17 protein-coding genes are annotated in these 20051 nt (G+C 63.9%); 10 read left to right on the top strand and 7 right to left on the bottom strand.

Features of this window, described 5'->3' with window-relative positions; genetic code table 11:
- Nucleotides 1-161 precede the first annotated feature (161 nt).
- The 5 genes from JT360_RS27940 to JT360_RS27920 form a co-directional block, all read right to left on the bottom strand.
- Nucleotides 162-1082: an ABC transporter permease gene (locus tag JT360_RS27940; protein ID WP_214475864.1), complete on the bottom strand. Its 921-nt coding sequence runs from the start codon at nucleotides 1080-1082 to the stop codon at nucleotides 162-164.
- Nucleotides 1082-2173 carry an ABC transporter permease gene (locus JT360_RS27935; protein WP_214475862.1) on the bottom strand — a complete coding sequence of 364 codons (1092 nt, stop codon included), beginning with the start codon at nucleotides 2171-2173 and terminating at the stop codon, nucleotides 1082-1084. The genes JT360_RS27940 and JT360_RS27935 overlap by 1 nt, the downstream gene beginning before the upstream one ends.
- Nucleotides 2157-3704: an ABC transporter ATP-binding protein gene (locus tag JT360_RS27930; protein ID WP_214475860.1), complete on the bottom strand. Its 1548-nt coding sequence runs from the start codon at nucleotides 3702-3704 to the stop codon at nucleotides 2157-2159. Before JT360_RS27930 ends, JT360_RS27935 begins: the two co-directional genes overlap by 17 nt.
- Before the next feature lie 92 nt (nucleotides 3705-3796).
- Nucleotides 3797-4891, bottom strand: a complete 1095-nt coding sequence (locus tag JT360_RS27925) for a BMP family ABC transporter substrate-binding protein (protein WP_214475858.1) — start codon at nucleotides 4889-4891, stop codon at nucleotides 3797-3799.
- A complete protein-coding gene (locus JT360_RS27920) occupies nucleotides 4888-5724 on the bottom strand; it encodes a GntR family transcriptional regulator (RefSeq protein ID WP_214475856.1) in 837 nt (278 codons plus the stop codon). The genes JT360_RS27925 and JT360_RS27920 overlap by 4 nt, the downstream gene beginning before the upstream one ends.
- Nucleotides 5725-5974: 250 nt before the next feature.
- On the opposite strand from JT360_RS27920, the gene JT360_RS27915 reads away from it, so the two are divergent.
- From JT360_RS27915 to JT360_RS27880, 8 genes are all read left to right on the top strand, one after another.
- A complete protein-coding gene (locus JT360_RS27915) occupies nucleotides 5975-6832 on the top strand; it encodes an aromatic ring-hydroxylating oxygenase subunit alpha (RefSeq protein ID WP_214475854.1) in 858 nt (285 codons plus the stop codon).
- Between the two features lie 29 nt (nucleotides 6833-6861).
- Complete coding sequence (locus tag JT360_RS27910; RefSeq protein WP_214475853.1) at nucleotides 6862-7755, top strand: aromatic ring-hydroxylating oxygenase subunit alpha; 894 nt, start codon at nucleotides 6862-6864, stop codon at nucleotides 7753-7755.
- Between the two features lie 22 nt (nucleotides 7756-7777).
- A complete protein-coding gene (locus JT360_RS27905; protein ID WP_214475850.1) occupies nucleotides 7778-9544 on the top strand; it encodes a Rieske 2Fe-2S domain-containing protein in 1767 nt (588 codons plus the stop codon).
- A gap of 72 nt (nucleotides 9545-9616) precedes the next feature.
- Entirely contained in the window at nucleotides 9617-10267 is a 651-nt protein-coding gene (locus JT360_RS27900; protein WP_214475848.1) for a glutathione S-transferase family protein, read from the top strand.
- Between the two features lie 56 nt (nucleotides 10268-10323).
- The gene (locus JT360_RS27895) at nucleotides 10324-11451 is read left to right on the top strand and encodes an S-(hydroxymethyl)glutathione dehydrogenase/class III alcohol dehydrogenase (RefSeq protein ID WP_214475845.1); all 1128 of its coding nucleotides are present in this window, start codon (nucleotides 10324-10326) and stop codon (nucleotides 11449-11451) included.
- A 224-nt stretch (nucleotides 11452-11675) separates the two neighbouring features.
- A complete protein-coding gene (fghA, locus tag JT360_RS27890) occupies nucleotides 11676-12524 on the top strand; it encodes an S-formylglutathione hydrolase (RefSeq protein ID WP_214475843.1) in 849 nt (282 codons plus the stop codon).
- 83 nt (nucleotides 12525-12607) lie between these two features.
- Nucleotides 12608-14104, top strand: a complete 1497-nt coding sequence (locus JT360_RS27885) for an aldehyde dehydrogenase family protein (RefSeq protein ID WP_214475840.1) — start codon at nucleotides 12608-12610, stop codon at nucleotides 14102-14104.
- 117 nt (nucleotides 14105-14221) lie between these two features.
- A complete protein-coding gene (locus JT360_RS27880; protein WP_214475837.1) occupies nucleotides 14222-14494 on the top strand; it encodes a hypothetical protein in 273 nt (90 codons plus the stop codon).
- Nucleotides 14495-14518: 24 nt separating this feature from the next.
- Here JT360_RS27880 and JT360_RS27875 read toward each other — a convergent pair whose 3' ends face one another.
- Nucleotides 14519-15616 carry a CaiB/BaiF CoA transferase family protein gene (locus JT360_RS27875; RefSeq protein ID WP_214475834.1) on the bottom strand — a complete coding sequence of 366 codons (1098 nt, stop codon included), beginning with the start codon at nucleotides 15614-15616 and terminating at the stop codon, nucleotides 14519-14521.
- Between the two features lie 121 nt (nucleotides 15617-15737).
- Between JT360_RS27875 and JT360_RS27870 the strand changes: the two genes are divergently transcribed.
- Nucleotides 15738-16760 (top strand): LLM class flavin-dependent oxidoreductase, encoded by a 1023-nt coding sequence (locus JT360_RS27870; RefSeq protein ID WP_214475831.1) that lies wholly within the window; start codon nucleotides 15738-15740, stop codon nucleotides 16758-16760.
- A gap of 49 nt (nucleotides 16761-16809) precedes the next feature.
- Nucleotides 16810-17457 carry a ThuA domain-containing protein gene (locus tag JT360_RS27865; protein WP_214475828.1) on the top strand — a complete coding sequence of 216 codons (648 nt, stop codon included), beginning with the start codon at nucleotides 16810-16812 and terminating at the stop codon, nucleotides 17455-17457.
- A 292-nt stretch (nucleotides 17458-17749) separates the two neighbouring features.
- On the opposite strand, the gene JT360_RS27860 is transcribed toward JT360_RS27865, so the two are convergent.
- A complete protein-coding gene (locus JT360_RS27860) occupies nucleotides 17750-19774 on the bottom strand; it encodes an amidase (protein ID WP_214475825.1) in 2025 nt (674 codons plus the stop codon).
- Nucleotides 19775-20051 lie beyond the last annotated feature (277 nt).

Below are 20051 nucleotides of genomic sequence, written 5' to 3'. Positions count from 1 at the left end.
GATCATCTCGCCGATCATCTATGCGCTGCCGATCCAGATGCTGGCCTATTTCGCCGCCGTGTTCCTGGGCACCGATGTCGACCAGCCGCGCAATCTGGCGAAATCGGTGACGGTGGAGTAGGCCCGTGTGGCCGGGCCACGCCAGGGGAATAGGCCGTCACTCAGCTTGCCGGACGGAAAGGCTTTGCCAGCGATGCCGGGAAATGCAGCGCCAGCATTTGCCGGTTTCGTGAGATCAGCACGAGCACGATGATGGTGGCAAGATAGGGCAGGGCCGAAAGCAGTTCGGAGGGCACTTCCAGTCCGAGCGCCTGTCCCTGCAACTGCAGGATCGTCATGCCGCCGAACAGCCAAGCACCGAGCAGGATGCGCAGCGGCCGCCAGGTGGCGAACACCACCAGCGCCAGCGCGATCCAGCCCTTGCCGGCGGTCATGTTCTCGACCCAGAGCGGCGTATAGGCGACCGAGAGATAGGCGCCAGCCAGGCCCGCCATCGCGCCGCCGAACAGCACGGCCATGTAGCGGATCCGGATCACCGGGTAGCCGATCGCATGCGATGTCTGCGGCGACTCGCCGATCGTGCGCAGGACCAGGCCGGCTTTCGTGCGGTAGAGAAACCAGCTGATGGCGACGAACATCGCCAGAGCCAGGTAGACCATCGGGTCGAAGCGGAACAACAGCGGGCCGATCAGCGGCAGACCGGACAGGACGGGGAAGTCGACGCCGTGCAGCGCCTCGATCGGCTCGCTGCCGAAGCCGCGACCGAGGAAGGCCGACACGCCGGAGCCGAAGATGGCCAGCGCCAGGCCGGCCGCATATTGATTGGTGAGGAAGGTCAGCGCCAGAACCCCGAACAGCAGCGAGGCGGCGGCACCCGCCAGCGCGCCGGCAAGGATCGCGGCAGGCATCGAGTAGCCCGCGGTGACGGCCCAAAAGGCCAGCGCGGCGCCCATCAGCATCATGCCTTCGATGCCGAGGTTGAGCACGCCGGACTTCTCGACCACGAGTTCGCCAAGCGCTGCGAATATCAGCGGCGTGGCGGCGATGATGGTGCCGGTGAAGATGGCAATGAACAAATCCATCAGGCTGTCTCCAGCGCATGCGTGTCTCGGGCCGGCCGTATCAGGCGAATGCGATAGAAAATGAAGAAGTCGGCGGCGAGCAGGAAAAACAGCAGTATGCCCTGGAAGATGCGGGTCAGCGCCGAGGGCAAGCCCAGCGTCATCTGCACGCCTTCGCCGCCGAGGAAAAGCAGCGACATCAACAGCCCGCCAAGCACGATGCCGAAGGCGTTCAGCCGTCCGATGAAAGCGACGATGATGGCCGCGAAACCGTAGCCTGGCGAAATCTGCGGCGAAAGCTGACCGAGCGGCCCGGCGGCCTCCGCCATGCCGGCGATGCCGGCCGCGGCACCTCCCGCCAGCAGTCCGATCCAGACCGCGGCCGATTCGCGAAAGCCGGCATAGCGGGCCGCCAAGGGCGCCGCGCCGCTGACCGACATCTTGTAACCGAGAAAGCTGCGGTCGGTGAACAGCCACATCAGCAGAACGGCAACCACGGTGATGAAGATCGAAGGGTTGAGCCGATAGGCCGGGTCGAAGGATGCGAACAGGGCGGCTGTCGGCAAAAGTGCCGTCTGCGGGTAGTTGAAACCGGCCGGATCGCGCCACGGCCCATGCACCAGATAGGACAGGAACAGCGTGGCGATGTAGGTCATCATCAGCGTGACCAGGATCTCGTTGGTGTTCATGCGGGCGCGCAGGAAGGCGGGGATTGCCGCCCATGCCATGCCGGCGCCCATGCCGGCAATGAACATCAAGGGGAGAAGCAGCACGCTGTCCGGGTTCGGCCAGAACAGCCCGACGCCGCTCGCCGCGATCGCGCCCATGGTGAATTGGCCCTCGGCGCCGATGTTCCAGACATTGGCGCGGAAGCCGACCGCCAGGCCGCAAGCGATGAGGATCAACGGCGAGGCTTTGAGCAGCCATTCCGACAATCCGTTAAGGGAGTTCAATGGCTCGATGAAGAAGGCGTAGAGCGTCGGCAGCGGGTCATGCCCGAGCGAGGCGAAAAAGATCGAGCCGACGATCAGCGTCAGAAGCGACGCCACGACCGGTGCCGCGACGCGCATCGCAGCCGAAGGCTCCGGCCTTTGTTCAATCCTGAAGCGCAACGTCGCCACTCCCGCTTGCCATCTGGTCCTTGCTCATCGTCCTGCCGGTCATCAGCAGCCCTACCTCTTCGCGGTCGGTCGTCTTGCGCACCAGCGGCGGCGACACGCGTCCCTGGCAGATCACCAGCAGCCGGTCGCAGATCTCGAACAGCTCGTCGAGTTCTTCGGAGACGACGAGCACCGCCGCACCGGCGCGGCTGAGGTCGACGATGGTCTGGCGGATGAAGGCGCTGGCGCCGACGTCGACACCCCAGGTCGGCTGGGAGACAAGCAGCAGCTTCGGCTGAAGCGCGATCTCGCGGCCGACGATGAATTTCTGCAGATTGCCGCCCGACAGGCTTTGCGCCGTCGAAGCTGGACCGTTGGCCTTGACCTTGAACCTGTCGATAATGCCCGCGGCGAAGGCGCTGGCCTTGCGGCGGTCGACCAGGCCGTTGCGGACGGTGCCGGAGCGATGGGCCGTCAGCACCGTGTTCTCCCACAGCGTGTGCGACGGCACGGCGCCTCGTCCAAGCCGCTCCTCGGGGACGAAGGCGAGGCCGAGCTTGCGGCGTTCGTCGGCGCGCAGGCCGGCCGCCGGTGTGCCCGAGATCCTGATCGCGTCGCTCCGCCCATGCGTGCGCTCGCCGCTGAGCAAGGCGATGAGCTCGGCCTGGCCGTTGCCGGAGACGCCGGCCAGGCCAACGATTTCGCCGCCGCGCACGTCGAACGACACGTCCTTGAGATCGACGCCGAAATGGTCGCGCGCCTTGACCGACAGATTGGTGACCTCGAGCACCGGTTTCTCGCTCGGGACCGGCGGACTGACATGCATTTCCGGCAGCTTCGAGCCGACCATCATGCGGGCAAGCTCGAGCGAGGTCGTCTCTTTCGGCCGAGCCGTGCCGGTGACCTTGCCGTTGCGCAGCACGGTGGCGGTGTCGCAGAGCTCCTGCACCTCGTCCAGCTTATGGCTGATATAGACGATGCTGCAGCCTTCGGCGGCGAGTTGCCGGAGCGTCTCGAACAGCTTGACCACGGCCTGCGGCGTCAGCACGGAAGTCGGCTCGTCGAGGATCAAAAGCTTGGGCGTCCGCAGCAGACAGCGCACGATCTCGACACGCTGGCGCTCGCCGACTGAGAGGTCATGCACCTGGCGATGCGGATCGATCGGCATGCCGTAGCGCAGCGAAAGTTCGCGGATTTTTTCCGCCAGCGAGGGCAGATGGAAGGCGCTGCTCGCCGAGAGCGCGATGTTCTCGACCACGGAAACGGATTCGAACAGCGCGAAGTGCTGGTAGACCATCTCGATGCCGAGCGCACGCGACGTCGCCGGATTATGTGCCGCGACCGGATTGCCGTCGCAGAAGATCTCGCCGGAATCGGCCTGCGCGGCGCCATAGATGATCTTCATCAGGGTCGATTTGCCGGCCCCGTTTTCGCCCAGCACGGCATGGATTTCGCCAGGCTGGATGGCCAGCGAGACGTCGTCATTGGCGACGACGCCGGGATAACGCTTGCAGATGTTTCGCAGTTCTAGACGCGGATGCATGGCGGGTCCTGCCGTGGGCGAGGTTGGACGGGAACCAGGCAGGGAGACGCCCAAGATCGGGCTTCAGCGTCTCCCTTGTTTCTTGACGACGATCAGCTCAGCTTGCCGATCATCCCCTTGACGAACCAGTTCATGCCCCGGATGTCGTCGTCGCTGAGCACCGCGCCCGCTGCGACCTTGACCTTGCCGTCCTGGTCCTTCAACTCGCCGGCATAGGGGTGAACCTTGCCGCTGCCGATGTCGGCTTCGAGCTGCTTGAGCTTGGCCTTCGTGTCGGCCGGGATGCCGTCATTATAGGGCGCCATCTTCACGACACCGGCAGCCAGTCCGTCCCAGCGCACTTCCGGCTTCCACGTGCCGGCGGCGACGGCCTTGGCCGCGCCGACATAGTCGCTGGTCCAGTCGAGGACAAACGACGTCAGTTGTTTGCCTGAGGCGAACTTCGCCATGTCGCTGGCATAGCCGATCGACCAGGCGCCGCCTTCGCCGGCGACCTGGACGCCCGTCGCCGTGTCGGTCATCGAGCAGATGACATCGCAGCCTTGCGAAAGCAGCGTCTTGGCGGCCTCCTTCTCCTTGCCCGGATCGAACCAGGAATTGAGGAAGATGGCGTTGCAGGTGGCGTTCGGGTTGACGCTTTGCGCGCCGAGCAGCAGCGCGTTGGCCGGGCCGACGATATCAGGGATGGGGAAACCGCCGATGAAACCGATCTTGCCGGATTTCGACATGTGGCCGCCGGCCGCACCGGCGACGAAGGTTCCTTCGTAATATTTGGCTTCGAAGGTTCCGAGATTGGCGAGATGGACGATGCCTGAGCAATGTTCGAACGCCACCTTGGGGAAGCGCGGCGCCACCTTCTGCATCGGCGTGCCATGCGAGAAACTGGTGCCGAAGATCAATTTGTTGCCGGCGCTGGCCAGCTCGCGAAAAATGCGCTCCGCATCTTGCGGCATGAAGATGTTGTCAATGACGGTGAGCTCGACCTTGTCGCCGAAAGCGGCCTTGATGGCGTCGACACCGAGGCTGTGCTGCTTGGTCCAGCCGATCTCGGCGACCGGCGAGACATAGACGGCACCGATCTTGAGCACCTCCTGGGCTCTGGCGATCGTGCTCAGTCCTCCAGCGCCGAGCGCAGCACCCAGCGCTCCGCTGTATTTCAGGAATCCGCGTCTTGTCAGGTCGTTCATGTCGGTAACCCTCTGTTGGTTTTTTTGGTTGATGCCCGGCTTGTCGGTGCCCGGTCTTCGTTGGGGAGATGGACGTGCGCGTGCGCCGCGCCGTCGCCATTCCCGGATGGTTTTGCCTGCCTCAACCCGGCCGATGTCGTCGCTGCGTCGGCCTTGCCGTCGAGATAGGGTGCGAGCGCTTCCGCGGGCGTCATCTCCGGAAACACTTCGCGGTCCATGATATAGCCGCGCACCACGGTGCGATGGTGCGTGTCGATCAGGTCCATGGCCTGCTTCAGGCGGCCCTTTTCCAGGAGGTCGACGACCCGTGAATGGTCGTCGAGCAGGTTGCAATAGTCGAAATCGGCGGTGATGAGCGAGCGCAGCAGCGTCGTGCGGCGCACGAGCTGGGCATGGATTTCCTGCATCACCTTATTGCGGCTGAGGCGCACGAACACTGTATGGAATTCCTGGCCGAGCACGTCGGCCAGCGCATCGTTGCCGGCAGCGACTGCCTGGCGCTGGCGTTCGACGTGCTGGCGCAGCTCGGCCCATCCGGCGGGGCCCAGGCGATCGCTGAGCTGGGCTGCCACGCCCTGTTCAACAAGGGTCAGCGCATCGTAAATCTCCATCGCCTCCTGCATGCTCGGCCTGGCGACGAAGGCGCCGCGGTTGCGCTCGATCTGCGCCAGCCCGTCATCGGCGAGCCGTATCAACGCCTGGCGCACCACGATGCGGCTGACATCGAATATCTCGGCAAGCTCGCGCTCGCCGAGCTTGCAGCCGGGCACCAGCCGATGGTCGATGATGGCGCGGGTCAGCGTGTCCGCGATCGTCTGGGAGCGGCTGCTCAAGACACGGTTCTCCGCCTTTGCGACGACATGATCAGCAAGCTTTCCATGGTGAAGACATGACGCTTCGGGATGTGCCATATCCCAGGTTCAGGTTTTCCATATCGGAATTCAATCATCATAGTCTGTCAACACAAAAAATGATTTTGGCTGACAAAAAATCATTGATTGGTATCCAATCTTGTGATTTCGTTATCTCGAAACGTCGGGCTAGGTTCATGGTGAAGGGCTAGCCGAGTTGGGAGGGAAGCCGATGGCAACCCGTTGCGTCGACCGCGAGCTTCTGAACGACTGGCATATCGTCGCTGACCAGGATTCGCTTAGCCAGGATACGCCCTTTCCAACGCGCCTGCTTGGGGTCGATCTCGCCATTCGCAGACATTCAAACAAGATCGAAGTCGTTCGCAGCGACACGGGCGCCGTGCTGAAAAGCGCCGAGCGCTATGGCTTCGTCTGGACCTGTCTGGACAAACCCTGGCGCGACATCATCTACATCCCGGAAGCCAATGAGGCGGACCGACATCTGGTCAACGGCGGCTCGATCGCGGTCAAGGTGTCGGGCCTTCGCGCCGTCGAGAGTTTTCTCGACATGGGGCATTTCCCCTTCATCCACACCGGTTGGCTCGGCGAGGAGCCGCATACCGAGGTCGCGCCTTACAAGGTGGAAATCACGCCCCAGGACGAGGTGCTGGCGACCGAATGCAAATTCTACCAGCCCATCGCGTCACCGACCGCCAAGGAAGGCTTTGTCGTCGACTACATCTACAAGGTGATCCGGCCCTATACGGTGGCGCTTTACAAGAGCAATCCGATCCAGAAGGACAGGCTGGATGTCATCACTCTGTTCGTGCAGCCGGTCGACGAGGAGAACTGCGTCGCGCACCCGTATCTCTGCTATCTCAAGGAGGGCATGGATGCGGCGACGGTGCGCAGTTTCATGCAATTGATCTTTGCCCAGGACAAGCCGATCCTGGAAAATCAGGTCCCCAAGCGCCTGCCGCTCGATCCGCGCGCCGAGACACCGATCCGCGCCGATGCCGTTTCGGTTTCCTATCGGCGCTGGCTGCGTGATCGGTCGGTCACCTATGGTGCGATACCGGCACAGATCTGATGATGTATGAGGGTATTTGAAGGGATAAGATGATGACAAAATGCACTGATCCCGTGATCCTCAATCTCTGGCACCCGGTAGGGGCGATCGCGGAGGCTGCTCCCGGCGCCGTCCGGGAAACCGTTCTGCTCGAGGAGCGCCTCAGCTTTGCGGTCAATGCGGATGGCGAGCCCGTCGTCTGGCGCTCGCGTTCCGATGTGCAAGGGGCTGACCACGTTCCGCCTGCCGACAGGCTGCCGGCAAGAAGCGCCTACGGCTATGTCTGGACCTCGCTCGGGTCGCCGCCGGCCGAGCTGTTCCCGATCCCCGAATATGAAGAGCCGGACCGCCGCAAGCTCAATGCGGCAACGTTCGGCGTCAATGTTTCAGCGCCGCGCGCCATCGAGAACTTTCTCGACATGGGCCACTTCCCCTATGTGCATACCGACATCCTCGGCGTCGAGCCGCACACCGAAGTCAAGGAATACGACGTTGAGATCTCCGTCGATCGCGATGAGATCCTGGCGACGCGCTGCCGCTTCTTCCAGCCGATGGCTTCGACCGCGTCCGATGGCGGTGCCGACGTCGATTACGTCTATCGCGTGCCGCATCCCTATTGCTCGGTGCTCTACAAATCGAGCCCGGTCGACGAGGCCCGGCACGATGTCATCGCCGTCTTCCTGCAGCCGGTCGACCAGGAGCATGTGCGCGCCCACTTGCTGCTTTGCGTGCTCGACGAAGACAGTGAAGACAAGGTGATCAAGCGCTTCCAGCAGACGATCTTCGGCCAGGACAAGCCGATCCTGGAAAACCAGGTGCCGAAGCGCTTGCCGCTCGATCCGCGCGCCGAGACGCCGATCCGCGCCGACAAGTCGGCCATCGCCTACCGGCGCTGGCTCAGCCAGAAGGGCGTGACCTACGGGGTCATCCCGGCTGCAGCCTGACAGACATTTTTGGAGACGATTGATGTTGGAAGAAGCCAGAAGCCGGTGGCATCCGATCGCCGCTGCCCATGATTTGCCGTTCCGCCACGTTTTCCACGGCCAGTTGCTCGGCCGGGAATTCGCCGTGTGGCGGGCCGATGACGGTTACGTCAATATCTGGGAGAACCGCTGTCTGCATCGCGGCGTCAGGCTGTCGATCGGCATCAATGACGGGCGCGAACTGAAATGCCAGTATCATGGCTGGCGTTATTCGAACCGCACCGCCGGCTGCACCTATATTCCGGCGCATCCGGCCGACGCACCGGCCCGCACCATCACCAATCGCACCTTCCCGGCGGTCGAGCGCTACGGCCTGGTCTGGTCTTCGGAAGAGCCGCGCGGGGAGGTGCCTGAAGTTGCCGGACTGGCCGAAGGCAAGCTGCTCGCCTTGCGCGGCATCGCGGTCAACGCACCGGCCGACAAGGTCGTCGAAAGGCTGAAAGCCTATCGCTTTCAGCCCAACGGAGCGATCGACGGCGAGGGCGCCGACATTGTCATCGAAGCCGCGCAGGATTTCGCGGTCGCGCTTCGCTCGCGCGCCGGCGGTGCCGAGACGCACGGCGTGTTCTTCGTGCAGCCGGTCGATTCCAACCGTTCGGTGATCCGCGGCGTGGTCGATCAGGAGGCCGAAGGGGCCGCGCGCATCGCCATCCTGCGTCACCACAATGAACGGCTTTCCAGGCTGCGCGACGAGGTCGAACGCGACGTGGCGAACGCACCGGCGCCGGCGCCGATCGAGCCGGTCTACGAACGGGTCTCGGCCGAGCTTGCCGAAATGCCCGAGGTGACCACGCATGGCCGCAAGGCGGCGCTGCGTGTCAGCGTGGCCAGGAAATGGCAGGCGGCCGACGGCATTGCGGGCTTCGAGCTTCGCCCGATCAAGGGCATCCTGCCGACGTTCCAGCCTGGAGCCCATATCGACGTCCATATGCCCAATGGCGAGATCAGGCAGTATTCGATCACCAACGGTCCTGGCGAAACCGACAGCTTCGTCATCGGCGTCAAGCTGGAGCGGGATTCGAAGGGCGGCTCCAAATGCATGCACGAGACCGTGCGCGAGGGCGACGTGCTGGCGATTTCCGAACCGCGCAACAATTTCCCGCTGCGCCGCGACGCGATCAAGACGCTGTTCGTCGCCGGCGGCATCGGCATCACGCCGCTGCTCGCCATGGCGCAGACGCTGAAGAACCAGGAGCTTGCGCACGAACTGCACTATTTCGCGCAGGGTGAAGAGCACCTCGCCTTTGCCGATCGGCTGAGGCATCTCGGCGATGCGCTGAAGCCGCATCTCGGGCTCTCGCCCGACGCGACCGGGGCCGAGCTTCGACAGATTCTCGCCGGTTACCGCAACGGCATGCATCTCTACATCTGCGGCCCGGGACCGATGCTGGAAGCCGCGCGCAAGATCGCGGCCGATCAGGGCTGGCCGGATACCGCGGTCCATTTCGAGTATTTCAAGAACACCAACAAGATCGACGACAGTTCGAGCTTCGAGGTGGCGCTGGCGCGGTCCTGCGTCACGCTGCAGGTGCCGGCCGGCAAGACGATCATGCAGGTGATGCGCGAGAACGGCATCGACGTGCCGTCGTCCTGCGAGCAGGGCGCCTGCGGCACCTGTGTTGCGACAGTGATCGAGGGCGAGCCCGACCATCAGGACGTCTATCTCAACGATGCCGAACGGAAGGCCGGCACCAAGATCATGACCTGCGTTTCGCGCGCCAAGTCGGCACGCCTCGTGCTCGACATCTAACTATTTGTTTTTACGCAATTCCGGACGGAAAACCGTTGCACACTTTTCCTGGAATTGCTTTAGGAGCTGCCGATGATCACGCTTTACGACTACGAACTGTCCGGCAATTGCTACAAGCTGCGGCTGCTGATGAGCTTTCTCGGCATCGACCACAAGACCGTGCCGGTCGACTTCTATCCGGGACGCGAGCACAAGTCGGAATGGTTCCTGAAGCTCAACCCGCTCGGCCAGCTGCCGGTCATCGAGGATGACGGGCTGATCCTGCGCGACGCGCAGGCGATCCTGGTCTATCTGGCGTCGAAATACGATCCGTCGGGCACGTGGTATCCGAGGGACAATCCGGCCCTGCTCGGCGAGATCAGCCAATGGCTCGCCTTCGCCGACGGGATAACCTCGACCGCGTCGGCCGCGCGCCTGCACGATGGGCTGTTCTACAATTTCGACATCGATGCCGCCCGCTCAGGCGCGCACCGGCTGTTCCGCATCCTTGATGAGCATCTGTGGTTCGGCGAGCAGCAGGGCCGCAACTGGATCTGTTCGGCCGCGCAGCCGACCATCGCCGATATCGCCTGTTTCCCTTACGTCATGCTGTCGGAGGAGGGAGGCATTCCGCGCCAGGACTATCCGGCGATCCGGCGCTGGTGCGATCGTGTGAAGCGCATCAGGGGATTTACGGTGATGTCGGGCGTCTTCCCGGCCGGTCCCGGCAAGCTCGCCGCGTAGCCTGGTTGGCAAGAGACGGGCCACGGCTCGGCAAAGATAATTTTGGGAGAGAAAAAATGAAAACCCGCGCCGCAGTCGCCGTCGCCGCCGGAAAGCCGCTGGAGATCATGGAGGTCGACCTCGACGGGCCGCGCGAGGGCGAGGTGCTGGTCGAGATCAAGGCGACCGGCATCTGCCACACCGACGAATTCACCCTGTCGGGCGCCGATCCGGAAGGCCTGTTTCCGGCGATCCTCGGCCATGAGGGTGCCAACGTGGTCGTCGATGTCGGCAAGGGCGTCACCTCGGTCAAGCGGGGCGACCATGTCATCCCGCTCTATACGCCGGAATGCCGCCAGTGCCCGTCCTGCCTGTCGCGCAAGACCAACCTGTGCACCGCGATCCGCGCCACCCAGGGGCAAGGGCTGATGCCGGACGGCTCGTCGCGCTTCTCGATCGGCAAGGACAAGATCTTTCACTATATGGGCTGCTCGACCTTCTCCAACTTTACGGTCTTGCCGGAGATCGCCGTCGCCAAAGTCAATCCGGACGCGCCCTTCGACAAGATCTGCTACATCGGCTGCGGGGTGACGACCGGCATCGGTGCGGTGATCAACACCGCCAAGGTCGAGCAAGGTGCGACAGCGGTCGTCTTCGGCCTCGGCGGCATTGGCCTCAATGTCATCCAGGGGCTGAAGCTGGCCGGCGCCGACATGATCATCGGCGTCGACCTGAACAACGACAAGAAAGAATGGGGCGAGCGCTTCGGCATGACGCATTTCGTCAATCCGAAGGAGATCGACGGCGACATTGTGCCTCACCTCGTCAACATGACCAAGCGCGGTGCCGACCAGATCGGCGGCGCCGACTACACATTCGACTGCACCGGCAACACCAAGGTGATGCGCCAGGCGCTGGAGGCCTCGCATCGCGGCTGGGGCAAGTCGGTGGTCATCGGCGTCGCCGGCGCCGGCCAGGAGATCTCGACCCGGCCGTTCCAGCTGGTCACCGGGCGGAGCTGGATGGGCACCGCCTTCGGCGGCGCACGCGGCCGCACCGACGTGCCAAAAATCGTCGACTGGTACATGGACGGCAAGATCGAGATCGACCCGATGATCACCCACACGCTGAAGCTGGAAGACATCAATAGGGGTTTCGACCTCATGCATGAGGGCAAGAGCATTCGCAGCGTGGTGGTCTACTGATCGGTTCAAGCCATACGCCGCGCTGAAAGCTCTGTGTTCCCAAAACTACCGTGCTTCCCCAGCATCGGCGTGAGACCGGCGGCGCGACAGGCATTTCCGCCCGCGCCGCCGGTCGATCCAATGCATATCGCCCAAGGTCATGGTCCCCAGGGTTGCCGCGATCCCGACCGATGCCGTAGACAGCGGCCGTGAATGACGTTTGCCGATGGCGGAGAAGAAACAAGATGTCAGACCAGATGAAAACCATCTCCTCCGCCAAGTCGCATGGCGGCGTGCAAGGCGTCTATTCCCACGCTTCGGATGCCTGCTCCTGCGACATGAATTTCGCAGTCTTCGTGCCGCCCCAGGCCCTTGAAAAGCCTTGCCCCGTTGTATGGTATCTCTCCGGTCTGACCTGCACCCATGCCAATGTGATGGACAAAGGTGAGTACAGGCGGATGGCCGCCGAACTTGGCCTGATCGTCGTTTGTCCGGACACCAGTCCGCGCGGCGCCGATATTCCCGACGAGAAGGACAATTGGCAGTTTGGCTGCGGCGCCGGTTTTTATCTCGATGCGACGCAGGAGCCTTATGCGAAGAACTACCGCATGTATTCCTATATCGCCGAGGAACTGCCGGTCCTGATCGCCGCGAACTTTCCGGCAGACATGTCACGTCAGGGCATTACAGGCCATTCGATGGGCGGACACGGCGCGCTGACGATTGCCTTGAAAAACCCGCGGCGGTTCAGGAGTTGCTCGGCATTTGCGCCGATCGTGCAGCCAAGCACGGCCGGCTGGTCAAGGCCGGCTTTCGAGAAATATCTTGGAGCGGATGAGGCCTCGTGGCGGGCCTACGACGCAACTCTGCTGATCGAGGATGGACATCGTTTCCCCGAGTTCCTCGTCGACCAGGGCAGCTCCGATGGATTTCTGAACGACGGGCTGAGACCGTCGCTGCTGGCGGCGGCCTGCGTGAAGGCCGGCATTCCCCTGAATTTGCGCATGCAGGACGGATACGACCACTCGTATTTCTTCATTTCCACCTTCATGAACGACCATCTGAGATGGCATGCGGAACGGCTTTCCGTATGAGTCCCAGCCGACGGCGCCCCGAGCAAGTTTGAGGTCGACCGCGCTGGGAGTAATACTCGCCACGGAATTGCGAGGAGGAAGAGATGACGCTGAATTTCGACCCAAGGGCGAAGGCCACGACGCTCTACCATGGCGAATTCCGGCCGATGTTCATCGGCGGCAAATGGGTCGCGGCGCAGTCCGGCCAGGAGATGCAGGCGCTCAATCCGGCGACAGGCGAGGTGCTGGCCACCTTGCCGCGCGGTTCGGCCGCCGATGTCGATGCGGCGGTCAAGGCCGCGCGGACGGCTTTCGAAGGGCCATGGTCCAAATTCTCGCCCTATGAACGGCAATGCGTGCTGTTGCGCATCGCGGATCTGTTCGAGACGCATTGGGAAGAGCTCAGCGTTTCCGACACGCTCGACATGGGGCTGCCGATCACGCGCACGCTGGCCAACCGGCGCCGGGTCATCGGCATGCTGCGCTTCTATGCCGGCATGGCAACCGCACTGCATGGCGAGGCGATCGACAATTCCATTCCCGGCGAGATCGTCTCCTTCACCCGGCGCGAGCCGGTCGGCGTCGTCGGTGCGATCATCCCCTGGAATGCGCCGACCGCCGCGTCGATCTGGAAGATCGCGCCGGCGCTGGCGACCGGCTGCACCATCGTGCTGAAACCTTCGGAGGATGCATCGCTGACGCCGCTGCTGATCGCGCGGCTGATGCAGGAAGCCGGCGTGCCCGACGGCGTCGTCAACGTCGTCACCGGCACCGGGGCCGAGGCCGGCGCGCGGCTCGCCGAACATCCCGACGTCAACAAGATCGTCTTCACCGGCTCGACGCTTACTGGACAAGCGATCGCCCGGGCCGGTGTGGCCAACCTCAAGCGCGTTTCGCTGGAACTCGGCGGCAAGTCGCCGATCATCGTCTGTCGCGACGCCGACATCGACAAGGCTGTTCCCATCGCGGCAATGGCGGTGTTCGTGCATTCGGGCCAGATCTGCATTGCCGGCTCGCGGCTATTCGTGGCGCGCGAAATCCATGACGAATTCGTGCGCCGGATCGCCGAGTTCGCCGGCGGGCTGCGCGTCGGCCACGGCATCGAGGCGGAGACGGAAATCGGGCCGCTCATCAACGCAAGGCAGGCCGGCAAGGTGGAGAGCTACATCAAGGCCGGCAGCGACGAGGGCGCGAAACTGGTCGCCGGCGGCTCGCGGCTGACGGGCGAGCTTTATGACGGCGGCAACTTCATCGCGCCGACCGTCTTCGGCGCCGTGTCGGACAAGATGACCATCGCGCGCGAAGAGATTTTTGGGCCGGTCATTTCCGCCATGCCCTTCGACACGCTGGATGAAGCGGTGGCGCGCGCCAATGCGACGCCCTATGGCCTGGCCGCCGGCATCTTCACCACCCATCTCGGCACCGCGCACAAGCTTGCGCGCCGCATCAAGGCCGGCTCGGTCTGGGTCAACATGTACCATGCCATCGACCCGGCGGTGCCGTTCGGCGGCATGAAGATGTCGGGCTATGGCCGCGAGGGCGGCGTCGAGCATCTGCATGAATATCTGGAGACGAAGTCGATCTGGATCCAGACCGACTGATGTTCAGCCGGCCGGCGAATGGCGGCGGTCTGCGCTTCCGGTGCTCCGCCAGGAACTTTTCGTCATCTGGCGATTTTGGATATAAGATCAACCGGAAAGGCCAAGAGGGTATTGCCGATGACGAAACGCTTTGCGATCTGTGCCTTTGCCTTGGCGATGGCCTGCGGCATGTCTTCATCCGCTTTGGCCGGAGCCAGGTATCGCCATTATCACCCCGAGCCGGAACGCTACGTTCCCGCCGATGACGATCTCATCGACTTCCTGTTCGGCGGTCCGCGCTACTATGACCAGCAGCTGTTCACCACCGCCGCCGGCGCCTGTTCCTACCACCGGGTGGCGCCGGACGCGAATGCGCTGAACAAGATCAACGATCACCATTGCGGGAAGTAGCCGACAGCCGAAAGCTACTCGATTTCAACGACTTGCGTCGGGATTCGCCAGTTCGGCGCGAATCTCGGCGCCATGTTCGCCGCGCGCGGGGCTTTTCGCCGGCGTCTTTTGCGCCCATCCGGAAAAGCGTGGAGCGGCGGCTGCCTGCAGGGCGCCGTCCACGGTCAGCCATGAGCCGCGCTGGGCCATATGCGGGTGCAGTGCCGCTTCATGCGGGCTGAGCACCGGGGCGACGCAGGCGTCCGAGCCCTCGAACAGCCCTATCCATTCGTCTCGCGGTTTTGCGGCAAAGATCGCCGCCAGCCGGTTGCCGAGATCCGGCCAGAGGTCGCGATCGAACTGGTTGGCGAATTGCGGATCGGTGGCAAGGCCGAGCCGGTCGAGGAACAGCACATAAAATTTCGGCTCGATGCACTGGACGCCGATGAAGCCGCCATCCGATGCGCGGTAGACGCGGCACCAATGCGGTCCGTCGAGAAGGCTGCGGCCGCGTTCGGCGGCGAGTGCGCCGGATTGGGCGAGCGACATCAACAGGTTCATCATGTGGGCTGAGCCGTCGACGATCGCCGCGTCGACCACGGTGCCCGCGCCACTGGCGCGCGCGTTCATGATGGCGGCGAGCATGCCGATCACCAGATAGAGCGCGCCACCGCCAATATCGCCGACCAGCGTCGGTGGCGCCATTGGCGGCTCTCCCGGCAAGGAGCCGTACCAGAGAGCGCCGGACACGCCGATATAGTTGAGGTCATGGCCGGCGGTATGGGCCAGCGGTCCGTCCTGGCCCCATCCGGTCATGCGGCCATAGACCAGCCGCTTGTTGGCCGCGAGGCAGGTCTCGGGGCCGAGCCCGAGACGCTCCATGATGCCCGGCCGGAAACCCTCGATCAGACCGTCGGCGGTGGCAACGAGACGCATCAGCACGGCGACGTCGTCGGCATCCTTCAGGTCGAGCGCGATGGAGCGTTTGCCGCGGTCGAGCAGCGAGCGGTCAGGCGCTCCCGGCATCGATGCCTGCTTGCGGTGGACGACGATGACATCGGCGCCGAGATCTGCGAAGAGCATGCCGGCGAAGGGCGCCGGCCCGAGCGCCTCGATCTCGACGATGCGGATTCCCCTGAGCATCCCACCCTCCATGGCGATCAATCTTTCGGTCTGGCGCACTTTTGGCATGGTGCAAGGCGACGGTGTGTAACCCTGCTTATTTGGCATTGAAGCACGTGCCGCCGGCATATACTTCAGGACCATGAAAAAAATCGGATTCCTGTCATTCGGGCACTGGACGCCCTCGTCGCAATCGCAGGTGCGCTCAGCATCGGACGCGCTGCTCCAATCCATCGACCTTGCCGTTGCCGCCGAGCAGTTGGGCGCCGATGGCGCCTATTTCCGCGTCCATCATTTCGCCCGCCAGCTCGCCTCGCCGTTTCCGCTGCTGGCGGCCGTCGGCGCCAAGACCAGCCGCATCGAGATCGGCACGGCGGTCATCGACATGCGCTACGAGAACCCGCTCTACATGGCCGAGGATGCGGGTGCGGCCGACATCATCGCCGGCGGGCGGCTGCAGCTCGGTATCAGCCGCGGTTCGCCCGAGCAGGTCATCGATGGCTGGCGCTATTTCGGCTATACGCCGCAGGAAGGCAAAAGTGACGCCGACATGGCGCGGCACCACGCGGAGGTCTTCCTTGACACGCTGCGCGGGGTGGGCTTCGCCCAGCCCAATCCGCGGCCGATGTTCCCCAATCCGCCCGGCCTGCTCAGGCTCGAGCCGCATTCGGAAGGCCTGCGCGAGCGCATCTGGTGGGGTGCGGCCACCAACGCCACCTCGGAATGGGCGGCCAAGCTCGGCATGAATTTGCAGAGTTCGACGCTCAAATTCGACGAAACCGGCAAGCCGTTCCATATCCAGCAGGCCGAGCAGATCCGCGTCTATCGCGAGGCCTGGAAGGCGGCAGGCCACGAGCGCGAACCGCGCGTCTCGGTCAGCCGCAGCATCTTCGCGCTGGTCGACGACCGCGACCGGGCCTATTTTGGGCGCGGCAATGAGAGCCGCGACCAGATCGGCTTCATCGAGGAGAATACGAGGGCGATCTTCGGCCGCAGCTATGCCGCCGAGCCGGACGTGCTGATCAAGGAACTGGCGCAGGACGAGGCGATCGCCGAGGCCGACACGCTGCTGCTCACCGTGCCCAACCAGCTCGGCGTCGATTACAACGCCCATGTCATCGAGGCGATCCTGACCCATGTCGCGCCGGCGCTAGGCTGGCGCTGACGGGAGCACCGGGAGACCATCGGGCACGAAGGAGAGGGAGGTTCACAGCATGCCGAAGAAGGCCTTGATTGCCTGGGGTGGTTGGGAAGGCCACACGCCCGAGCGCAGCGCCAACGTCATCCGCGCCCTGCTCGAGCGCAACGGTTTCGCCGTCACGCTCGGCGAGGGCACGGCGATGTTCGCCGATCCTGAGCTTGCTTCATTCGATCTCATCGTGCCGGTCATCACCATGTCGAAGATCGAAAAGACCGAGCTGCAGAACCTGACGCAGACCGTTCGCCAGGGAACCGGGCTCGGCGGCTTTCACGGCACGATGGGCGACAGTTTCCGCAATGAGCCGGACTATCAGTTTATGACCGGCGGCCAATGGGTCGCGCATCCCGGCGACATCATCGACTACCGCGTGGTCATCACCCGGCCTGACGATCCGATCACCAGAGGTATCAGCGATTTCGCATACCGGTCGGAGCAGTATTACATGCATGTCGACCCGAGCAACGAGGTGCTGGCGACCACCACCTTCACCGACGCGCATTTCCCGGGCATCGGCGGGGTTGTGATGCCGGTGGTCTGGAAGCGAAGGTATGGCCTGGGGAGGGTGTTCTACAGCGCGCTTGGGCACACGGCAGACGAGTTCGCCGTGCCGGAGATGGCGCTGATTGTGGAGAGAGGGTTGCTCTGGGCGGCGCGGGGATAGCTGCGAGCGCGTTTTACCTACACGGTCGTCATCCTAGGGCGGATCAGGAGCGAAGCTCCGTCGCGCAGACCCTGGGATCCATGCCGTGACTGTGACCAAAGAATGCATCGGTCCAGAACAATCTGGCCGAACGATCACCAGCGAGGTCAACGTACATTCCCAGATGCAGCGACTGCGAATGAAACTTCTGCACTGTCGCACGGCTCAAGAGTCCCGGCATGGATCCTAGGGTCTGCGCCGCGTCGCTTCGCTCCTCGCTACGCCCTAGGATGACGAATTCGGGGAGGGCCGCTCACCCAATCCCGCCCGTAACCACATAGGCGCCAGCGCTGCGCCCATCGTCCAGCCGCACTACTGCGGTCACGATCGAGCCGTACGAGTCGCGCCAGACGCTGTGGAACCGTCTATGCTCGGCAGCGGGAACGAGGATGCTTCCGCTGAAGCGCGCGCCGCTCCCCTGTATCGCGACGGGTTCTCCGTTGACATGCACCTTGATGCTGGCGTTTCCCGCCTCGGCGTCTCCGGGCAGGTCGAGTGTGACGGTGATCTCATGCTGATCGCCGGAAGCCTGCGTATTTGCGGCAAGCGCGATGGCGAGTGGTGGCGCCTTACGATTGCTGTCCTGGATGAGCTGGCGCGAAAATGCATCGTCGGCCAGTTCAGGTGTGCGTGGCGGGCGCGTGCGGCGTTGCGTAGCGCGTTCGAAATCGCCGGCCATGCGCAGCAGCCTTTCATCGTCATAGGCCTTGCCGGCGAAGGTCAGGCCGACCGGCATGCCGATATCGGCCATGGTGCCCATCGGCACGGTGACGGTCGGGATGCCGAGATGGCGCCAGACCTGATTGCCGTTGGCGACCCAGGTGCCGTTGCGCCAGGCAAGGTCGGCGGACGCTTCGTTGACATCGGCATCGGCCGGGCCGACATCGGCGGCGGCCGGCAGCACCACGGCGTCGATGCCTTGCGCATCGAGCCAGTCCTCGAAATCGATCCGCCTCGTCGCCTCCAGCCCTTTGAGCCCGTCCTCCATCGTCGGGATATCCTTGAAGGGCGTGACGCCGGATTTGGCCCGCTCGACATAATCCGCGATGTCGAAGCCGCCCTCATAGCGATCAGGCAGCGTGCCTGGCGGCTGCGGGAAGATTTTCGGGCCGTCGACCGAGGCAAGATCGGGGATATCAGGGTCGGCATTGGCGCGCAGGAAATCGTCCCAGCCCCAGATGCAGAGGTCCCAGATTTCGCGGTCGGCGAAGTCCGGCGGCACCAGCCCGCGCTCGACCATGGTGCGTGTGCCGGGACGGTCGCGCTCATAATTGGAGACGACGGGAAAATCGACCTCGACCACCTCGGCGCCAAGCCGCTCGAGATCGGCCGCCGCCTGCTCCCACAAGGCCAGCACCGAGGTGCGGGTTTCGATCGGCCGGTCGGCCTCGCCGTCGCGGCCGATATACATGCGGGGCACGCCAAGCCGCACGCCTTTCAGCGATCCCGCAAGCGTGAGATCGGTATAGCGCGGCGGCCGCACCTCGGAGCTTTTCGGCAGCCTGACCCAAGGCTGCGCGCGCCAGAAATCGCCTCGCGTTTCCGGATCTTCGGCGACAATGACATCGAGCAGTTGGAGCATGTCGGGCACGCTGCGCGTGTGAGGCACCACGACATCCATGGTCGGCACCAATGGCCAGTTGCCGCGCACCGAAATCACCCCGCGCGACGGCGTGTAGGCGACCAGCGCGTTGTTGGTGGCCGGCGCGCGGCCGGACGACCAGGTTTCCTCGCCGAGCCCGAAGGCGCAGAAGCTGGCCGCCGTCGCGGTGCCCGAGCCGTTGGACGAACCCGACGCGAAGGCGGCGGTCAGGTAGTCGGCATTGTAGGGGCTTTCGGCGCGGCCATAGACGCCGCGCTGCATGCCGCCATTGGCCATTGGCGGCATGTTGGTGAGGCCGATCAGCACGGCGCCGCCAGCCCTCAGCTGGGTGATGGTGAATGCGTCCTCATTGGCGACGAGATGTTCGAAGGCCGGCGAGCCGGCGGCGACCGTCAGGCCTGATACCTTGTAGCTGTCCTTGGCGGTGTAGGGGATGCCGTCGAGCGGTCCGCGCAGGACGCCGTCGCGCCGCCGCCGGTCGGAAGCGGCAGCCTCCTCGAACATCGCTGGATTGAGCACGGGGACGGCATTGAGGGCAATGCCATGCCGGTCGAAATGCGCGATGCGCCGGAGGTAGGCGCCGACCAGTTCGACGCTGGTCACCGTGCCGTCATCGAGCGCGCGGCGCAATTCTGCGATCGTCGCTTCGACGAGATGAAGGCTGGCATCGATCATCATGGGTCCCAGGCAGTTGTTTGTACGCCATGGATGAGCGAGGCCGCGGGCTTCGGCAAGAGCCAATCAGCGATCTTTGTCGGAACGTGTTGTTCCTGCCGCGTTCGCGACGCTCAGGCGTCTCCAGCGCTCTCGTGAATGCGCTCGATGATCTCAGCCATCAGTGCCAGGTCGCGGTTGGCTGACCACGGGCGGCAAAAAAAGCAACTCTCCAATGCAACCCCTGATGGGTGCCATGCGTTAGAGGCTCCCGGAGGGGAGGATTGCATTGGACCGT

It is taken from the genome of Mesorhizobium sp. dw_380 (assembly GCF_018588885.1).
Classification (GTDB): Bacteria; Pseudomonadota; Alphaproteobacteria; order Rhizobiales; family Rhizobiaceae; genus Mesorhizobium.
This window is presented reverse-complemented; position numbering and strand designations above follow the sequence as displayed.

Excerpts from the sequence above, each read along its gene's own strand:
- JT360_RS27915 (WP_214475854.1), top strand. The coding sequence starts at position 5,975 with ATGGCAACCCGTTGCGTCGACCGCGAGCTTCTGAACGACTGGCATATC.
- JT360_RS27870 (WP_214475831.1), top strand. The coding sequence starts at position 15,738 with ATGAAAAAAATCGGATTCCTGTCATTCGGGCACTGGACGCCCTCGTCG.
- JT360_RS27875 (WP_214475834.1), bottom strand. The coding sequence starts at position 15,616 with ATGCTCAGGGGAATCCGCATCGTCGAGATCGAGGCGCTCGGGCCGGCG.
- JT360_RS27930 (WP_214475860.1), bottom strand. The coding sequence starts at position 3,704 with ATGCATCCGCGTCTAGAACTGCGAAACATCTGCAAGCGTTATCCCGGC.
- JT360_RS27895 (WP_214475845.1), top strand. The coding sequence starts at position 10,324 with ATGAAAACCCGCGCCGCAGTCGCCGTCGCCGCCGGAAAGCCGCTGGAG.
- JT360_RS27925 (WP_214475858.1), bottom strand. The coding sequence starts at position 4,891 with ATGAACGACCTGACAAGACGCGGATTCCTGAAATACAGCGGAGCGCTG.
- JT360_RS27865 (WP_214475828.1), top strand. The coding sequence starts at position 16,810 with ATGCCGAAGAAGGCCTTGATTGCCTGGGGTGGTTGGGAAGGCCACACG.
- JT360_RS27940 (WP_214475864.1), bottom strand. The coding sequence starts at position 1,082 with ATGGATTTGTTCATTGCCATCTTCACCGGCACCATCATCGCCGCCACG.
- fghA (WP_214475843.1), top strand. The coding sequence starts at position 11,676 with ATGTCAGACCAGATGAAAACCATCTCCTCCGCCAAGTCGCATGGCGGC.
- JT360_RS27905 (WP_214475850.1), top strand. The coding sequence starts at position 7,778 with ATGTTGGAAGAAGCCAGAAGCCGGTGGCATCCGATCGCCGCTGCCCAT.
- JT360_RS27860 (WP_214475825.1), bottom strand. The coding sequence starts at position 19,774 with ATGATCGATGCCAGCCTTCATCTCGTCGAAGCGACGATCGCAGAATTG.
- JT360_RS27910 (WP_214475853.1), top strand. The coding sequence starts at position 6,862 with ATGATGACAAAATGCACTGATCCCGTGATCCTCAATCTCTGGCACCCG.
- JT360_RS27885 (WP_214475840.1), top strand. The coding sequence starts at position 12,608 with ATGACGCTGAATTTCGACCCAAGGGCGAAGGCCACGACGCTCTACCAT.
- JT360_RS27880 (WP_214475837.1), top strand. The coding sequence starts at position 14,222 with ATGACGAAACGCTTTGCGATCTGTGCCTTTGCCTTGGCGATGGCCTGC.
- JT360_RS27900 (WP_214475848.1), top strand. The coding sequence starts at position 9,617 with ATGATCACGCTTTACGACTACGAACTGTCCGGCAATTGCTACAAGCTG.